Source organism: Corynebacterium sp. HMSC05D03, assembly GCF_001807205.1.
Lineage (GTDB): Bacteria > Actinomycetota > Actinomycetes > Mycobacteriales > Mycobacteriaceae > Corynebacterium > Corynebacterium aurimucosum.
The window spans coordinates 23487-38443 of the sequence record NZ_KV788193.1; the positions used below are offsets into that span (position 1 = coordinate 23487).

Here is a 14957-nt window from a genome sequence, read left to right on the forward strand (position 1 = left end):
TCGCTGCGGTGTATATCCGGCCCGAGCTGCGCGCAGGCGCGGCGTTCATGTCGCTTTTCGATCCGACTAATCCGCTCATCCGCCGTGCCGGGCGCATCGTGCCAGCGCTGTGGCCGGCACCTTTAATCCAGGGCGTGCGCACGCGGCGGGTGAAGAACACCGAAATCCACGCGACCATCTATAGCCCGGAGAACCCGCGCGGCGCGGTGCTGTGGATCCACGGGGGCGGTCTGCTCATGGGACATCCGCGCCAGGACGTCAAGCACCTCAAGGAGACCGCCGCAGAGGTTGGAGTCACCGTCGTCGCGCCGCATTACCGCTTCGCCCCGGAGAACCCTTTTCCGGCTGCGCTTGATGACGTCCACGCGGCCCACCACTGGCTCCTCACGCATGCGGAAGAGCTGGGAATCAGCCCGGATCGGATTGTTATCGCCGGCCAAAGCGCCGGGGGAGGGCTGGCTGCCGCGTTGTGCCAGCGCCTCCACGATGAAGGCGGGGTTCAACCAGCGGGGCAGTGGTTGTTTTGCCCGATGCTCGATGACCGCACAGCATCCACCGACCGCAACCCCATCTGGGACGTAGATTCCAACGCGCAGGCGTGGCGCTACTACACCAACGGCAACCCAGACGCACCCTATGCCGTGCCCGGTCGCCGCGCGGAGTTAGCAGGCCTGCCACCGGTTTGGTTGTATGCGGGGAGCAGTGAGCTTTTCTACGGCGAGATTATGGATTACGCCGAGCGCCTGAAAACTGCTGGTGTGCCAACACAGTGCGAGGTTGTAGAAGGCGGCGTGCATGCCTTCGAGTTGTGGGCTCCCCATACCGCGGCGGCAAAGCGCCTGCTCATGCGCTCTCGCGTTTGGCTGCAGTCGACACTCAACGCGCTAGACTAACGGGCATGCTCTTTCTGCTCTACGGTCTTTCCGCACTGCTGTGCATCGCCGCGCTCGTGGCCAAGCTGTATTTCGGTGGCTTCGCGTTCCCGCTCGCACTGCTGATTCCGGCCTTCGTCTTCCTCGTCGTCGGTATGCTTAAGCAGCAGCGCGATGAGCGGCCGGTGGAGTTTGCGGATCTGGAAGAGTGGCACCGCGAGGAGCTAAAAAGCCTGCTGGAGAGCGGTCAATACGGCACGGCCGTGCGCCAAGTGCAGATGTGGTTTCGTGGCACGAGTCATGAGCGCGCGGAAGAAATCGTGCAACACCTCACGTAGCGCTTAGAATTAGCCCCCACTGTCAGGACGCGGGAGCACCTGTTCTGTACTATGTGCCCTATGACTGAACGTACACTCATTCTCATCAAGCCGGATGGCGTCAAGAACGGCCACGTGGGCGAGATCATCTCTCGCATCGAGCGCAAGGGCCTGAAGCTCGTCGCCATGGATCTGCGCGTCGCCGACGAGGAGACCGCTAAGAAGCACTACGCCGAGCACGAGGACAAGCCTTTCTTCGGCGAGCTCGTTGACTTCATCACCTCTGCACCGTTGGTTGCTGGCATCGTCGAGGGCGAGTCCGCTATCGCCGCATGGCGTCAGCTGGCCGGTGGCACCCACCCGGTGGAGAAGGCCACCCCGGGCACCATCCGCGGTGACTTCGCTCTGACCGTTGGCGAGAACGTCGTCCACGGTTCCGACTCCCCGGAGTCCGCTGAGCGTGAGATCTCCATCTGGTTCCCGAACCTCTAAAGAAGTTCACCGCGCCTAGCGCGCAATAAAGCCCGAGCAGTTCACAAAGATGAATGAACTGCTCGGGCTTTTGTCATTTCTGGCCCTTAGCCCGAACCCGTCCTGTGTGCTCGAGTGCAGATAATCTGGGCGCGGCTTAGTCGAACGAGAGCAGCGTGCGCAATGCCATAAAGGCGTCTTTGTGCACCTGGTGGGTGACGGTGCGGCCGCGTTGCTGCTTCGATAGCAAGCCGGCCTCCCGCAGGCGCGCTAGGTGGTGGGAGACCGTGGGCTGGCTCAGCGCAGTGAGCTCGGTGAGTTCCGTGACGCTCATGGGTCCACAGCCTTCATCGCACAGGATGGACAAAAGACGCAGGCGTGCTGGGTCTGCCAGCACTTTGAATTGCTGCGAAAAATGCCTCGCCTCGGCGTCGTTGAGCGGGCCCGTGCTTAAGGAGCAACACTCAGTGCCGCGCGCGCTGGTCTCGGGCGTGGAAGAGGAAGCCATGCGATCAGTATAGGGGTTATTCTTGCGCCCTACGTTATATTGACGCATATCAATACGTGCTGTACATTGCATGTCTGTATCGTGCTCTGTCAACGTTGAAGGAGGGAGAGACGTGGCCGTGTCGCAGCGCCCGACGTTGTCTTTTCTTGATCGGTTTCTACCCGTGTGGATCATTCTGGCGATGGCTGCCGGATTGCTCATTGGCCACTTTCTCCCCGGAATTGGTCAGGCCCTAGGGGCCGTTGAAGTCGGCGGGATTTCCATCCCGCTCGCCATTGGTCTCCTCGTCATGATGTACCCACCCTTGGCCAAGGTTCGTTACGAGAAGACCAAGGAAATTGCCACGGATGGCCGCCTCATGGCAGTATCGCTCGTCCTCAACTGGCTGGTGGGGCCGGCGTTTATGTTTACTCTGGCGTGGCTGTTCTTGGCGGACCAGTCGGAGCTGCGGACCGGCCTCATCATTGTGGGGCTTGCGCGCTGTATTGCCATGGTGCTTGTGTGGTCGGACCTCTCGTGCGCTGACCGCGAGGCAACGGCTGTGCTTGTCGCCCTGAACTCCATCTTCCAGGTCGCTATGTTTGGTGTTCTGGGCTGGTTCTACCTTCGCGTTCTCCCCGGATGGCTGGGCCTGGACACGACGAGCGCTGACTTTTCCTTCTGGGCCATTGTTAAGTCCGTACTTGTCTTCTTGGGCATACCGTTCCTGTTGGGTGCGCTGTCTCGCGTGTGGGGCGAAAAGGTAAAAGGACGGGAATGGTTTGAGAACCGCTTCCTCCCAGCCGTATCGCCCCTGGCCATGATTGGTCTGTTGTACACAATTGTGTTGCTCTTTTCCCTGCAGGGCGAGCACATTGTGGAGCAGCCAGCAACGGTAGTGCGCGTGGCCGTGCCGCTGGTTATCTACTTCGTGGGCATGTTTGTGCTGTCGCTGGGCGTAGCAAAGGCCGTTGGCATGAATTACGCGCAGTCTGCCAGCGTGGCGTTTACTGCAGCAGGAAATAACTTTGAACTAGCCATTGCAGTATCCATCGGCACCTTCGGAGCGATGTCTGCTCAAGCCCTTGCCGGAACGATTGGTCCCCTTGTTGAGATTCCAGTCCTCGTTGGTCTGGTTTATTTCATGCTGTGGATTGGCCCGAAACTCTTCCCGGGAGATGCCACTCTTCCGCGCTAGCGCGTGCGTGCGGCGTCCATGCTGCGCACGCCTGCTTCGGTCAGAGTGATGTTAAAGGTCCGCTCACCACTCCACTTGATGAGACCAGGCAGCTTCACCACGCCGGCCGCTTCGAGTTCACGGAGTTCTTCTTCGAGCCCCTCCTCGTAGCCGATCAGCCGCCCCAGCTCAGAGATGGAGGTGGTATTGCCAGTGACTGCACCGGCGGCGACCAGCCCGCTGAGGACTTCCGGGTGAGTTTCTACTGCGGTGATGCTCGCTTGAGTGACGCCTTCGAGGCTTCCTTGTTCGGTGATGGCCTCGATGCGGCGCTTGCCAACGCGAAAAGAGGTCGTGCCGAAGGCGCGGCCGCCGAAGATGAACGCGGGGATGGAGAAGGCAGTAAGTCCAGCGGCGATAAGGATGGGGTTGGGTGAGATATCGCCGATAATCCCGGTGGACTTAATTCCCTCAGTGATGAGAGGGGAGAAGATAGCAAGCACCGGTAGAAAGTAGGCGAGAAGAGGGTAATCGCCCGCCCGGTACTCTTCTTGCGCAGCTTGGACGAACTTTGGCTTGCTGCGAATAATGCGAAAGGCGCCATAGATGATGGCGATCCACAACACGGCGTACACGGGGACCGCGTAGGGGTAGGGGAAGTCAACAGCGCGAAGGCCGGAGGCGATGCCCGCCGGTACGGCAACGGTGATGATATCCCGCAGTGCAATCTCGTTGCGAGCGCGCGCCTGCGCCACGGTGCGTGGGGCGTGCGCAGGTATTTTCCGTTCTGCGGGTGTGTTCATGGCTGCGCTGTCCGGCATAGCGGTGATACTAACATGTGAGCCTTGAATGAGCTCTGTGCCAGAATGGAAGGCACCGATAACTAAATAAGGATGAAGAGATTTTTCAAAGACTCACCGCCGTGTGGCGGCAACCTGCGCCCGGGGTGAGCACAACGTCAGGAGATCGGCCACTAATGGCATCCAAGAAAACAGAAAAAGAACGTACTGAATCAGCGTTGGCGGCAGCTGTAGCGGGGATTGACCGCGAGGCGCTTGCTCCCAAGACCCGCCTTTATGCCCTTGCCAAGCAGGTGGGGGTAGCCTCCAAAGAACTGGTGGCCCAGTTCGCACAGATGGGAATTAAGAAATCTGCCCAGTCCTCGCTGACCCCGGAAGAGGTAGGCCAGCTTATCGACGCCCTCGTGCCCGCCACCGAAGCTCCCGAGAAGGCCGCGGCCGACGACAACCAGGTCGCGGCCGAGGAATCCGACCAGCCGGTAGCTCCGGCAGAGGAGAAGCGCACGAAGACCGTTAAGAAGAAGCGCGCCAAGCGCGCGGTCAAACGCGTGAGCAAGGCAGGCAAGAAGGCTGAGTCGAAGGAGCAGACACAGACAAAGGAACCCACACCGGAAGAGTCTGCTGCGCAACCGGACAGCGCGGGGGAGTCCCAGGAAGCCGCGCTGGCACAGGATGCTGAGCAGGCCGCGCAACCGGAGCAGCTGAGCGAGGAAGAGGAGAAGCTGCGCGAGCGCGTGCGTAAGAACGTTGATAACGAGATTTCGCAGATCGTCGACAAGGTCGATGCTGAAATGCTGCACGAGGCGCTCGCCGAGGCCGGTGAAAGCGACGAGGGGGACGACCTCACCCCACTGATTACCCCGATGGCTGAAGAAGACCCGGACGTGTACGACTTTGCGCCAGTCTTCATGGCGCCGAAGATCACGCCGCTGTCCAAGCGTCAGAAGCCAGAAGAGCACGAGGAGGAATCCGAGGAGGATGCAGCGCCGGTAAGCCAGCCGCGGGGTCGTCGGCGCGGCAGCCGCGGCACCTCCCGTGGCCGCGGGGCAGAAGGCCGTGGGTCCGCCCGTGAGGAAGTCGAGCACATCGAAGAACCGAAGGCGATTAAAGGCTCGACCCGCATCGAGGCACAGCGCCGTCGCCGCGCGGAGCTGCGGGAGAAAGGTCGGGAGCGCCAGCACATTGTCTCCCAAGCGGAGTTCCTGGCGCGCCGCGAATCGGTCGAGCGCACTATGGTGGTGCGCGATAAGCAGCGCACCGACGGCGCGGGCGTCATCACGCAGGTGGGCGTGCTCGAAGACGACCTTTTGGTAGAGCACTTCGTCACGACCGAAACGCACCCATCCCAGATAGGCAATATCTACTTGGGCCGTGTGCAGAATGTCTTGCCTTCGATGGAGGCGGCCTTCGTGGATATCGGACAAGGCCGAAACGGCGTGCTGTATGCGGGCGACATCGACTGGCGTGCCTTGGGGATTGGTGGGCGCAGCCGCAAGGTAGAAAACGCGTTGAAGTCCGGTGATCAGGTGCTGGTCCAGGTGGCCAAGGACCCCATCGGTCATAAGGGCGCACGTTTGACCACCCAGATTTCCCTGGCCGGTCGCTTCCTGGTGTACGTGCCGGGCGGGCGCAGCGCGGGAATCTCCCGCAAGCTGCCGGCACCGGAGCGCAAGCGCCTCAAGGGAATCCTGGAGCGCGTCATTCCGGGAGATGGCGGCGCCATCATCCGCACGGCCGCGGAAAACGTGTCGGAGGGGGACATCGCTTCCGACGTCAACCGCCTGCACTCGCTGTGGGAGGACATCAGCGCCCGCGCCGCACACGAAAAGGCAACGAAGGGCGCCAAGCCCGTCACCCTGTATGAAGAGCCGGATCTGCTCATCAAGGTGGTGCGTGACCTCTTCAACGAGGACTTCAGCACCTTGGTGGTGGACGGTAAGCGTTCCTACAACACGGTCAGCGCCTACGTGGACTCGATGGCACACGACCTGGCCGATCGCGTCGTGCGCTATGACGCGCGCGAGCACGATGGCGAGGATGCTTTTAACGCCTACCGCATCGATGAGCAGCTGCAGAAGGCTCTGGGCCGCAAGGTGTGGCTGCCCTCGGGCGGCACGCTCGTCATCGATCGCACGGAGGCCATGACGGTCATTGACGTCAACACGGGCAAGTTCACCGGCTCCGGCGGCAACCTCGAGGAGACGGTGACGCGCAATAACCTTGAAGCAGCCGAGGAGATCGTGCGCCAGATGCGCCTGCGCGATATCGGCGGCATGATTGTCGTGGACTTCATTGACATGGTCTTGCCGGAAAACCAGGACCTGGTGCTGCGCCGACTCAAGGAAGCATTGGGACGCGACCGCACCCGCCACCAGGTTTCCGAGGTCACCTCACTGGGCCTAGTACAGATGACGCGCAAGCGCGTGGGAACCGGCCTCATCGAGACCTTCTCCACCGAGTGCGAGGCCTGCCATGGCCGCGGAATTATCATCCACGACTACCCGGTTGATGAGGACACTGAGGAAGAAAACTCGAAGCCGCAGCGCCGGACTCGTAAGGAGCGTCGCGCACCGCAGCGCGATCCGAAGAAGCACCCGGCAGCCGTCCGCATGCACCGCCATGACGAAGACGCACCATCTGAGCACGAGGTTTCCCAAACTGATAGCGAAGAAGCGGCGCGCGACGAGGAATCCTCACTCGAAGAGCTCGTGGCTAGCGTGGTCGTTGTCGATGAGGACGACACGGATACGCCAGATAGTGCCTCCATTGGTTATGCCGTAGCGGAAAACCTGGAAGCGAAGCGTTCGAAGCCGAAGTCAAAGCAGAAGCGCTCGCGCAAGCCGCGCCGGGCAACGCGTACGTTCCGGGAACCGCAGCGCGCGGATACGAGCGAAGACTCGGCTTCTAAGCAGGAAGCGCAGAACAAGCACGCCGAAGCGGAAAAATCCTCCGCCCAGCGCTCAGAGCAGACCTACGAGGAGGCCGTCGCCGCCTTCGAGAACTCGCCGCGCCGCAAGCGCCGCACGCGCGGAAATTCCCGCTCGGATATTCGCCCGAAGCGCGAAGACTTCGTGCAGGAGGAGACACCGGCCAAGGAAGCCCAGCTGGCTACCTCCAAGAAGCAGGATAAGGCTGAGCGAAAGAACGCGGAGTCGGGCGAGACAACGAGCGTGCGCTCCACCCGTGGTCGCGGTCGTCGTCGGGTGGTGCGCAAGATGTCGCAGAGTCAGCCCACCCCGGCATCGAATGAACGCGGACAGGGAAGCGACGCTAAGGAGCGCGAGGCCTCCGTACGGACTACGGCGTCGACAAGAAGCAGGGGCGGGCGCGGGAGGCGTCGTGTAACACGGCGCAGGTCGCGCTAGAAAAGGCGTTTTGCCTTTTCGCCCCCTCACGGGGTAGTCTTTGACAGTCGCTGTTTAGACCATGAATGCGCTGGATGGGACGAACGCGGTTTTCGCGCGTCTCTCGCGGCTTATGATCTGAACGCAATTGTCCAATGTCCATTCGCTAGCGGCGCCACCCAGCTGCTAGCGAGCCGAGTTTAGATAAGGGGTAGCCCTCTATGTACGCGATCGTCAAGACCGGCGGAAAGCAGTACAAGGTTGCTGAAGGTGACCTCGTCAAGGTCGAGAAGATCGAGGGTGAGCCGGGTTCCTCCGTTGCTCTCACCCCGGTTCTGCTCGTCGATGGCGCAACCGTCAAGTCGAAGGCTGCAGACCTGGAGAAGGTCTCCGTCTCCGCTGAAATTGTCGAGCAGGGCAAGGGCCCGAAGATCGACATCCTCAAGTACAAGAACAAGACTGGTTACAAGCGTCGCATTGGTCACCGTCAGCCGGTGACCACGCTGAAGATTACCGGTATCAAGTAAGCCTTAACCGGCTGTAATTCATCCCTGAAGGAGGGAAACCACATGGCAACTAAGAAGGGTGCTTCCAGCTCCAGCAACGGTCGCGATTCCGAGTCCAAGCGTCTCGGCGTCAAGCGCTTCGGTGGTCAGCAGGTTAAGGCCGGCGAGATCATCGTGCGTCAGCGCGGCACCAAGTTCCACCCGGGTGAGAACGTTGGTCGCGGCGGCGACGATACCCTGTTCGCTCTCGCTGCAGGCTCTGTTGAGTTCGGTGTCAAGCGTGGCCGTCGTCTGGTCAACATTGTTCCGGCTGAAGAGGCTGCTGCAGAAGCAACTGCCTAAGAGCTTAATGGCTTAATCCCGAGCATCCGCTCGGGATTTTGTCGTTTTCACGCCAGCTGGTGCGGCCTAGCTGCGCGGAGGAAACTGAGAGGACACTAGCGTCGGGTTCACGCCGGTGGCCAACTAGGACGGCATGCAAGGAACCGTTAGACTAGCGGGCATGGCACGATTCATTGACCGAGTGGTCTTGCACCTACAGGCAGGCGACGGCGGACACGGCTGCGCCTCCGTCCACCGCGAAAAGTTCAAGCCGCTCGGCGGGCCCGATGGCGGCAACGGCGGCCACGGCGGAGACATCCTGCTGGAGGTCTCAACCCAAATCCACACACTGATGGACTTCCACTACCGCCCGCACATCAAGTCCGAGCGCGGCGGCAATGGTGCTGGCGATATGCGCAACGGTGCGCGCGGCAAGGATCTCATTCTCGAGGTACCGGCGGGCACCGTAGTTTACGCCGAGGACGGGGAGATGCTCGCGGACCTCACGGTCCCGGGAACCCGCTTCGTGGCCGCGGAGGGGGGATTCGGCGGACTCGGCAACGCCGCACTGGCCTCCGCAGCCCGCAAGGCTCCGGGCTTTGCGCTGCAGGGAGAACCGGGCGAGGCGCGCGATCTCATTCTGGAGCTGAAGTCCATGGCAGACGTCGGCCTCGTCGGATTCCCTTCCGCAGGCAAGTCCTCGCTCATTTCGGTCCTTTCGGCCGCCAAGCCGAAGATCGGTGATTATCCTTTTACCACCCTCCAGCCCAACCTCGGCGTGGTGGATATGGGCCATGAGTCCTTCACCATGGCGGATGTTCCGGGCCTAATCCCCGGGGCCGCCGAGGGTAAAGGTTTGGGCCTCGACTTCTTGCGTCATATCGAGCGCACCGCGGTGCTCGCACACGTCGTGGACACCGCCTCCATTGAGCCGGGCCGCGATCCGCTCTCGGATATCGAGGCCCTCGAAACCGAGCTGGCCAAGTACCAAGAGCTGCTGGAGCAGGACACTGGCCTGGGTGATCTGCGCGAGCGCCCGCGCGTCATCATCCTCAACAAGGCTGACGTTCCTGAGGCCGAAGAGCTAGCTGAATTTGTCAAGGGTGACCTCGAGGAAAAGTACGGCTGGCCGGTCTTCATCATTTCCGCAGTCGCCCGGAAGGGGCTTGACCCACTCAAGTACAAGCTCATGGAGATGGTCAACGAGCACCGCAAGGCCCAGCCCAAGGTCGCTGCGGACAAGAACCACACCATCATTCAGCCCAAGTCCGTGGGCAAGAAAAAGAAGGGCCGGTTCGCCGACTTCACCGTCACCCCGGACCCCGAGGTGGAGGGCGGCTTCATCGTTGAGGGCGAGAAGATCGACCGCTGGATTCGCCAGACCGACTTCGAAAACGACGAGGCCGTGGGCTACCTCGCGGACCGCCTGGCCAAGGCTGGTGTTGAAGACGAGCTGCACCGCCAAGGCGCGCAGGAAGGCTGCCCGGTGACCATCGGGGATATCACCTTTGAGTACGAGCCCATGGCCGGTGGCCGTGCGACCGATGCGGGCCGCGGACAGGATGGCCGCCTCATGAGCACCGAGCGTGTCTCCGCTGCCGAGCGCAAGCGCGCCTCCCAGGCGCGCCGTGGTCTCGTCGACGAGTTTGACTATGGCACCGATGGGGCGGTCACGCGCGAGTCCGCAAACCGCGATCGCTGGCAGGGCTAGCCCGGTATACTGAGCCGGTATGTCATCCGAAAACGACAACCAGCTCGACTATCCGCTTCCCCTCGAACCCTTCGAGGGGCCAACCCCGGATATGGATTATCCGGAGACGACCACGCTGTCGGAAAAATCCAGCGGTTTCTCCTCACCCCTTCGTGAGGAGATCTCCAAAGCTAAGCGCATCGTCATTAAGATCGGCTCCTCGTCGCTCACCCGCGATGACTTTGTGACCTCGACCGAGAAGATCGACAAGATCGTCGATGCCGTCTGCGCCCGCATGAATGTCTCGGACATCATCATCGTCTCCTCCGGTGCGGTAGCCGCGGGCATGGGCCCGCTGGGACTGACCACGCGCCCCACCGATCTCGCCACCAAGCAGGCTGCTGCCGCGGTGGGCCAGGTCCACCTCGCCTACGAGTGGGGTGTGTCCTTTGCCCGCTACAACCGCACCATTGGGCAGGTGCTGTTGACCGCGTCGGACGTCGGCAAGCGCGATCGCGCCCGCAACGCTCAGCGCACCATTGATCGCTTGCGTCAGTTGCGCACGGTGCCGATCGTTAATGAGAATGACACCGTCGCGACGTCCGAGATGCATTTCGGCGATAACGACCGTCTGTCCGCGCTTGTGGCCAATTTGGTTGGCGCGGATGCCCTCTTCCTCTTCTCCGACGTGGACGGTCTCTACGACAAGAACCCCGTGGAGCCCGATGCCAAGTTCGTGGAGGAGGTGCGCACCGGTAAAGACCTCAAGGCGGTCGTTGCTGGCGACGGCGGCAAGGTGGGCACCGGCGGCATGGCCACGAAGGTCTCTGCTGCTCGCCTGGCCACGCGCGGCGGCATCCCTGTGCTGTTGACCTCGGCGGACAATATTGGGCAGGCGCTTGACGACGCCTCCGTAGGCACCGTCTTCCACACCCGCGAGGAGCGCCGCCTGTCCGCGTGGAAGTTCTGGGCACTCTACTGCGCGGATACCGGCGGCTCCCTGCGCCTCGACGAGGGCGCCATGGAGGCCGTGGTTCGCGGCGGAAACTCCCTGTTGGCCGTGGGCATCACGGATATCAAGGGTGAGTTCAGTGCCGGCGAGATCGTGGACATTATGGGCCCCAAGGGCCAGATTATTGGCCGCGGTGAGGTGGGCTATGACTCCGTCACGCTGCGCAACCTGCTGGGCAAGCACACCGAGGAGCTGCCGGAGGATATGCGCCGCCCCGTTGTCCACGCCGATTACCTCTCCAACTTCGCGTCCCGAATTTAATGCGTTATTTCATGGGCCCCGATGTGTGGGCAGCAACCGTGGCAGATATCGATGCTGCCGGGCACGAGCGCGTTGAGAGTTTGGAGCAGGCGGAGGTCTTTGTGAACACCGCCTCGGATCCAGCGCAGACCCCGGAGATTCCGGAGAATATCCAGTGGGTGCAATACTGCTTCACCGGGGTCAACCGCCATATCGATGCCGGGCTCATCCGGCGCGATGGCCTGCCGTGGTGCAATTCCGCCGGCGCTTTTGCCAAGCCCGTGGCGGAATCCGCGCTGGGGTTGATGCTCTCCCAAGCGCACCACCACAAGGCTTTCGCCCTGGCAAAGTCGTGGTCGGTGGCGCGCGAGCTCGATGAATCCCAAGCCTGGCTCTATGACCAACAGGGGCCAACGCGCGTGCTCATCGTGGGTGCGGGAGGCATCGGCACGCAGCTCATGGCCTATCTCGCGCCCTTTGGCGCGCATATCACTGCGGTGAATCGCTCGGGTCGCCCGGTGGAGGGCGCTGACGTAACACTGCCTATCGAGCGCGTCGACGAAGCATGGGGCGAGGCGGATTTCGTGGTGAGTATCCTGCCGGCGACGGCCGCTACGGAGGCTCTCTTTGATGCCGCTGTGTTCCGCGCCATGAAGCCCTCGGCGGTGTTTATCAACGTCGGCCGCGGCAGCACGGTGGTGACTGATGATCTCGTGGACGCACTGCGCACGGGCGAGATTGCCGGCGCAGGCCTGGAGGTCATGGACCCGGAGCCGCTTCCGGATGGCCACCCGCTTTATGATTTGCCCAATGCCACGCTGACGCCGCACATGGCGGCCTCGGATCACGTGGCCCAGTACCACTTGGGTGCTATCTTCAATGCCAACGCTGCCGCGTGGGAGCGCGGCGAGGAAATGCCCACGCGCGTCGACCCGGACGCCGGATACTAACAAAGGAGGACGTTCATGAAGTACGCCATCGAACCTCACCCCTGGGAGGAAACCATCGAGGTGCTCGATGCCGCAGGGTTTGAGCGCGCTCCGCTTGATGAGGCCTCTTTCCTCATTTACACTGGTAACGGCACTGATTTCCCGGATCCGCTGCCGGAGAACATTGGGTTTGTACAGATTCCCTCTGCAGGCGTGGATCACGTCTTGGATGCGATGAAGGGCACTTCGGTTCCGTGGTCGAATGCCGCCGGCGTCTATGACAACACGGTGGCAGAATCCACCATCGCGCTGCTGTTGGCGCAGCTGCATGCGCATCGCCGCGTTAATGGCACGTTTGGTTCCTATGCTGAGATGGAGGCCCACACCTCTTACCTGTACGACGATAAGACCGTGGCCATTATTGGTGCCGGTGGTATTGGCAAGCGCCTGATCAGCATGCTCTCCGGTTTTGGGCCGCGCATCATCGCGGTGAACCGCTCCGGCAACCCGGTGGAGGGAGCAGAGGAGACCTACCCGATTTCCCAGGTGGACAAAGTCTGGCCGAAGGCGGATTACTTCGTTCTCATCGCGCCGCTGACCCCGGAGACCCGCCATATGGTGGATGCAGAAGCTTTCCAACAGATGCCGGAGCATGCCGTGGTGGTCAACGTGGGCCGCGGCCCGCTCATCAAGACCGAGGACCTCGTTGCGGCGCTGGAGGCAGGCGAGATCGCGGGTGCGGCACTCGACGTCACCGACCCAGAGCCGCTGCCGGAGGACCACCCGCTGTGGCAGGATAAGCGCGTGGTCATCACCCCGCACATTGCCAATACACAGCGCTCCGTGCGCGAGAAGATCGGCGCGCATACTATCAAGGTGGCCGAGGCCTTCGCAGCGGGGGAGCGGCTGCCCACCCTGGTTGATCCGAAAGCTGGCTATTAATGGAGAATCCCGAAATCCGAGTCGGCGATGCCGAGCGTTCCGCGGCCTTGGAGCAGTTGAGCCAGCACTTTGTCAACGGCACGTTAGACCCCGATGAATTTGAGCAGCGCACCGGCGAGGCTGCCGCGGCGCGCACGCGCGGGGACGTCGAAAAGCTCTTTGCGGACCTGCCAGAGCTTTCCACCCCCAGCGCCACAGCACCCGCCACCCGCCACGAGGCGGAGCTGGAGGACATGCTCGCCCGCGGACGCAAGGTGCAGATAGTGGATTCCGTCATCTGGTCGGTGGCGATGATCGCGCTCTTCCTGGGCCTCTTCGTCTTTGACTGGAGCTATTTCTGGATCTCTCCCGTCATTGCATTCTTCGCTTCCTGGGCTGCGCGCGGGGTGTTGAAGTTCAGCGAGTCGGATGAAGAACTCTTCGATGAGCTCACCGAAGGGGAAGAGAAAAAGCGTGCCGAGCGCCTGCGTGCTGCGGCCGAGCGCCGCCGCGAGCTCGAGGCCTAACTGAAGGCCGATCCGCGCCTATAACTGCACAAAATCCCTGACAAGCGGGCAGACCTTCCGTACGCTGGTATGGCATGAGCAACACCGAACGTGAAGAAGTTCTGTCCAAAGCCCGCGCCGCCAAGGCGGTGGCGCCACAGTTCGCGCAGCTGCCCACCCCGCGCAAGAATGAGATCCTCAACCGTGCCGCGGAAAACCTCATCGCGCATACTGAGGACATCCTCGCTGCTAACAAGCTTGATATCGAGGCCGGGCGCGCCAATGGCATGTCCGAGTCCCTCATCGACCGTCTTTCGCTTGATGCTGCCCGCATCGAGGGCATTGCCGGCGGCTTGCGCCAGGTAGCCTCCCTCCAGGACCCGGTAGGGGAGATCCTGCAGGGCCGCACCATGGATAACGGAATCCAGATGAAGCAGGTCCGTGTGCCGCTCGGCGTGATGGGTATGGTCTATGAGGCCCGCCCGAACGTCACCGTCGATGCCTTCGGCTTGGCCCTGAAGTCCGGAAACGTGCCGCTGCTGCGCGGTTCCAAGTCCGCGAAGAACTCCAACGCCAAGCTCGTGGAGCTCCTCCAGGACACCCTCGTGGAGTTCGATCTGCCGCGCGAAGGCGTGCAGCTTCTGCCCTGTGAGACCCATGATTCCGTGCAGGATCTCATCACCGCCCGTGGTTTGGTGGACCTGGTCATCCCGCGCGGCGGCGCACGCCTTATTAACGCCGTGGTGGAAAACGCCACCGTCCCTGCCATTGAGACGGGCACCGGCAATTGCCACTTTTACGTCGACGCTTCGGCTGACCTGGACAAGGCCATCGACATGGTGGTCAACGGCAAGACCCGCCGCACGTCCGTCTGCAATGCCACGGAGGGCGTGCTGATCGACGCCGCGCTGGACGACGCCTCGAAGCTCCGCATCATCACCTCCCTCCAGGAAGCCGGGGTCACCATCCACGGTGATGTCAAGGAGCTCGAAGCCTTCGGAGTCAAGGACGCCGTGGAGGCCACCGACGAAGAATGGCGCGAGGAATTCCTGTCCATGGATATCTGCGCCAAGGTGGTCGACGGTGTCGATGGCGCCATCGCACACATTGCTGAGTACACCACCGGCCACACCGAAGCCATTGCGGCTCAGGACGCCGACGTGCTGCTGACTTTTGCCAATGAGGTAGATGCTGCAGCGGTCATGCTCAACGCCTCCACTGCTTTTACTGACGGTGAGGTCTACGGCATGGGCGCCGAGATCGGCATCTCTACCCAGAAGCTGCATGCGCGCGGCCCAATGGCTTTGCCGGAGCTGACGTCTACCAAGTGGGTGCTGCAGGGTACCGGCCAGACCCGCCCCTAG

General features: G+C 62.0%; 15 protein-coding genes. 13 read left to right on the forward strand and 2 right to left on the reverse strand.

Annotated elements, in window-relative coordinates; translation table 11 throughout:
* Positions 1–8: 8 nt before the first annotated feature.
* The 3 genes from HMPREF3147_RS11515 to ndk are packed head-to-tail and all read left to right on the forward strand — an operon-like array spanning position 9 to position 1681.
* Entirely contained in the window at positions 9–893 is an 885-nt protein-coding gene (locus HMPREF3147_RS11515) for an alpha/beta hydrolase (RefSeq protein ID WP_246815779.1), read from the forward strand.
* 5 nt (positions 894–898) lie between these two features.
* On the forward strand, positions 899–1210 hold the full coding sequence (locus HMPREF3147_RS11520; RefSeq protein ID WP_070447822.1) for a hypothetical protein: 312 nt from the start codon (positions 899–901) through the stop codon (positions 1208–1210).
* Positions 1211–1270: 60 nt separating this feature from the next.
* Entirely contained in the window at positions 1271–1681 is a 411-nt protein-coding gene (gene ndk, locus HMPREF3147_RS11525) for a nucleoside-diphosphate kinase (RefSeq protein WP_039676402.1), read from the forward strand.
* Positions 1682–1817: 136 nt separating this feature from the next.
* Here the strand turns inward: ndk and HMPREF3147_RS11530 are convergent, their stop codons facing one another.
* The gene (locus tag HMPREF3147_RS11530; RefSeq protein ID WP_070447901.1) at positions 1818–2168 is read right to left on the reverse strand and encodes an ArsR/SmtB family transcription factor; all 351 of its coding nucleotides are present in this window, start codon (positions 2166–2168) and stop codon (positions 1818–1820) included.
* A gap of 112 nt (positions 2169–2280) precedes the next feature.
* On the opposite strand from HMPREF3147_RS11530, the gene arsB reads away from it, so the two are divergent.
* Positions 2281–3345: an ACR3 family arsenite efflux transporter gene (gene arsB, locus HMPREF3147_RS11535; protein ID WP_070447825.1), complete on the forward strand. Its 1065-nt coding sequence runs from the start codon at positions 2281–2283 to the stop codon at positions 3343–3345.
* Here the strand turns inward: arsB and HMPREF3147_RS11540 are convergent.
* On the reverse strand, positions 3342–4145 hold the full coding sequence (locus HMPREF3147_RS11540; protein WP_246815780.1) for a hypothetical protein: 804 nt from the start codon (positions 4143–4145) through the stop codon (positions 3342–3344). The two genes, arsB and HMPREF3147_RS11540, sit on opposite strands and share 4 nt — an antisense overlap.
* Before the next feature lie 155 nt (positions 4146–4300).
* Here HMPREF3147_RS11540 and HMPREF3147_RS11545 point away from each other — a divergent pair, with 155 nt between their 5' ends.
* The 9 genes from HMPREF3147_RS11545 to HMPREF3147_RS11585 all read left to right on the forward strand — a co-directional run bounded on the left by HMPREF3147_RS11545 (position 4301) and on the right by HMPREF3147_RS11585 (position 14957).
* Entirely contained in the window at positions 4301–7489 is a 3189-nt protein-coding gene (locus HMPREF3147_RS11545; RefSeq protein WP_070447832.1) for a translation initiation factor IF-2 N-terminal domain-containing protein, read from the forward strand.
* Between the two features lie 200 nt (positions 7490–7689).
* Positions 7690–7995 carry a 50S ribosomal protein L21 gene (gene rplU / locus HMPREF3147_RS11550; protein WP_070447835.1) on the forward strand — a complete coding sequence of 102 codons (306 nt, stop codon included), beginning with the start codon at positions 7690–7692 and terminating at the stop codon, positions 7993–7995.
* A 42-nt stretch (positions 7996–8037) separates the two neighbouring features.
* Positions 8038–8316: a 50S ribosomal protein L27 gene (rpmA, locus tag HMPREF3147_RS11555; RefSeq protein WP_070447838.1), complete on the forward strand. Its 279-nt coding sequence runs from the start codon at positions 8038–8040 to the stop codon at positions 8314–8316.
* Between the two features lie 160 nt (positions 8317–8476).
* The gene (obgE, locus tag HMPREF3147_RS11560; protein ID WP_070447841.1) at positions 8477–10006 is read left to right on the forward strand and encodes a GTPase ObgE; all 1530 of its coding nucleotides are present in this window, start codon (positions 8477–8479) and stop codon (positions 10004–10006) included.
* A 91-nt stretch (positions 10007–10097) separates the two neighbouring features.
* A complete protein-coding gene (gene proB, locus HMPREF3147_RS11565; RefSeq protein WP_246815782.1) occupies positions 10098–11258 on the forward strand; it encodes a glutamate 5-kinase in 1161 nt (386 codons plus the stop codon).
* Complete coding sequence (locus tag HMPREF3147_RS11570) at positions 11258–12187, forward strand: D-isomer specific 2-hydroxyacid dehydrogenase family protein (protein WP_070447846.1); 930 nt, start codon at positions 11258–11260, stop codon at positions 12185–12187. The genes proB and HMPREF3147_RS11570 overlap by 1 nt, the downstream gene beginning before the upstream one ends.
* Before the next feature lie 15 nt (positions 12188–12202).
* Entirely contained in the window at positions 12203–13108 is a 906-nt protein-coding gene (locus HMPREF3147_RS11575) for a D-isomer specific 2-hydroxyacid dehydrogenase family protein (protein ID WP_070447849.1), read from the forward strand.
* On the forward strand, positions 13108–13614 hold the full coding sequence (locus HMPREF3147_RS11580; RefSeq protein ID WP_070447852.1) for a DUF1707 SHOCT-like domain-containing protein: 507 nt from the start codon (positions 13108–13110) through the stop codon (positions 13612–13614). The genes HMPREF3147_RS11575 and HMPREF3147_RS11580 overlap by 1 nt, the downstream gene beginning before the upstream one ends.
* 74 nt (positions 13615–13688) lie before the next feature.
* Positions 13689–14957, forward strand: a complete 1269-nt coding sequence (locus HMPREF3147_RS11585; protein ID WP_070447855.1) for a glutamate-5-semialdehyde dehydrogenase — start codon at positions 13689–13691, stop codon at positions 14955–14957.

Excerpts from the sequence above, each read along its gene's own strand:
- ndk (WP_039676402.1), top strand. The coding sequence starts at position 1,271 with ATGACTGAACGTACACTCATTCTCATCAAGCCGGATGGCGTCAAGAAC.
- HMPREF3147_RS11580 (WP_070447852.1), top strand. The coding sequence starts at position 13,108 with ATGGAGAATCCCGAAATCCGAGTCGGCGATGCCGAGCGTTCCGCGGCC.
- HMPREF3147_RS11530 (WP_070447901.1), bottom strand. The coding sequence starts at position 2,168 with ATGGCTTCCTCTTCCACGCCCGAGACCAGCGCGCGCGGCACTGAGTGT.
- HMPREF3147_RS11540 (WP_246815780.1), bottom strand. The coding sequence starts at position 4,145 with ATGCCGGACAGCGCAGCCATGAACACACCCGCAGAACGGAAAATACCT.
- rpmA (WP_070447838.1), top strand. The coding sequence starts at position 8,038 with ATGGCAACTAAGAAGGGTGCTTCCAGCTCCAGCAACGGTCGCGATTCC.
- HMPREF3147_RS11520 (WP_070447822.1), top strand. The coding sequence starts at position 899 with ATGCTCTTTCTGCTCTACGGTCTTTCCGCACTGCTGTGCATCGCCGCG.
- rplU (WP_070447835.1), top strand. The coding sequence starts at position 7,690 with ATGTACGCGATCGTCAAGACCGGCGGAAAGCAGTACAAGGTTGCTGAA.
- HMPREF3147_RS11585 (WP_070447855.1), top strand. The coding sequence starts at position 13,689 with ATGAGCAACACCGAACGTGAAGAAGTTCTGTCCAAAGCCCGCGCCGCC.
- HMPREF3147_RS11545 (WP_070447832.1), top strand. The coding sequence starts at position 4,301 with ATGGCATCCAAGAAAACAGAAAAAGAACGTACTGAATCAGCGTTGGCG.
- obgE (WP_070447841.1), top strand. The coding sequence starts at position 8,477 with ATGGCACGATTCATTGACCGAGTGGTCTTGCACCTACAGGCAGGCGAC.
- HMPREF3147_RS11575 (WP_070447849.1), top strand. The coding sequence starts at position 12,203 with ATGAAGTACGCCATCGAACCTCACCCCTGGGAGGAAACCATCGAGGTG.
- proB (WP_246815782.1), top strand. The coding sequence starts at position 10,098 with ATGGATTATCCGGAGACGACCACGCTGTCGGAAAAATCCAGCGGTTTC.
- HMPREF3147_RS11570 (WP_070447846.1), top strand. The coding sequence starts at position 11,258 with ATGCGTTATTTCATGGGCCCCGATGTGTGGGCAGCAACCGTGGCAGAT.